At 69.7% G+C, this 946-nt stretch carries 1 protein-coding gene; it reads left to right on the top strand.

Features of this window, described 5'->3' with window-relative positions; all coding sequences use genetic code 11:
- Positions 1 to 70: 70 nt before the first annotated feature.
- A complete protein-coding gene (locus WN71_RS37635) occupies positions 71 to 898 on the top strand; it encodes a lysozyme (protein ID WP_046592629.1) in 828 nt (275 codons plus the stop codon).
- Positions 899 to 946 lie beyond the last annotated feature (48 nt).

Here is a 946-nt window from a genome sequence, read left to right as displayed (position 1 = left end):
ACCCACCCCCCTCCCCGGCGGACCTGCCTGCTCCCCCCACCGAGCACCACCGAGCCTTCGGAGGCACGATATGCCCGTGCATAGATATGGATTTGTACGCATTCGCCGCTTTCGTCGCCTGACCGTCGCGGGCGCCCTGCTCGCGACGTTCACGGCCCTGTCCGCGCTGCCGTCCTCCGCCGCGACCACCCCCTCCCGCGGCTCCGCCTACATGGGCATGGGCGTCCTCGCCCACGACGGGCAGGACGGACAGCCGACCTTCCGCGACGCCACCCAGACGGAGGGCGTCGACGTCGCCAGCTACCAGGGCAACGTCGCCTGGTCCACCTTGTGGAGCAGCGGCGTCAAGTGGGCCTACACCAAGGCCTCCGAGGGGACGTACTACACGAACCCCTCCTTCAACCAGCAGTACACCGGGTCCTACGGCGTCGGCATGATCCGCGGCGCGTACCACTTCGCGACCCCCGACACCACCAGCGGCGCCACCCAGGCGAACTACTTCGTCGACCACGGCGGCGGCTGGTCCAAGGACGGCAGGACGCTGCCGGGCGTCATCGACATCGAGTGGAACCCGTACGGCGCGGCCTGCTACGGCAAGTCGACCAGCGCGATGGTGAGCTGGATCGCCGACTTCCTCAAGACCTACCGCTCCCGTACCGGCCGGGACGCCGTCATCTACACGGCCACCACCTGGTGGAGCCAGTGCACCGGCAACTACAGCGGCTTCGGCGCCACCAACCCGCTGTGGATCGCCCGGTACGCCTCCGACCCCGGCACCCTGCCGGCCGGCTGGTCGTACCAGACGATGTGGCAGTACACCTCGTCCGGCCCGACCGTGGGCGACCACGACAAGTTCAACGGCGCCCTGGACCGGGTGCAGGCCCTGGCGAACGGCTGACGAGCCAACGGCCAACGGCCGACAGCCGACAGCCGACAGCCGACAGCC

It is taken from the genome of Streptomyces mangrovisoli, from assembly GCF_000974985.2.
Lineage (GTDB): Bacteria > Actinomycetota > Actinomycetes > Streptomycetales > Streptomycetaceae > Streptomyces > Streptomyces mangrovisoli.
The sequence above is the reverse complement of the archived record's forward strand: the minus strand, read 5'-3'. Positions and strand labels throughout refer to the sequence as shown.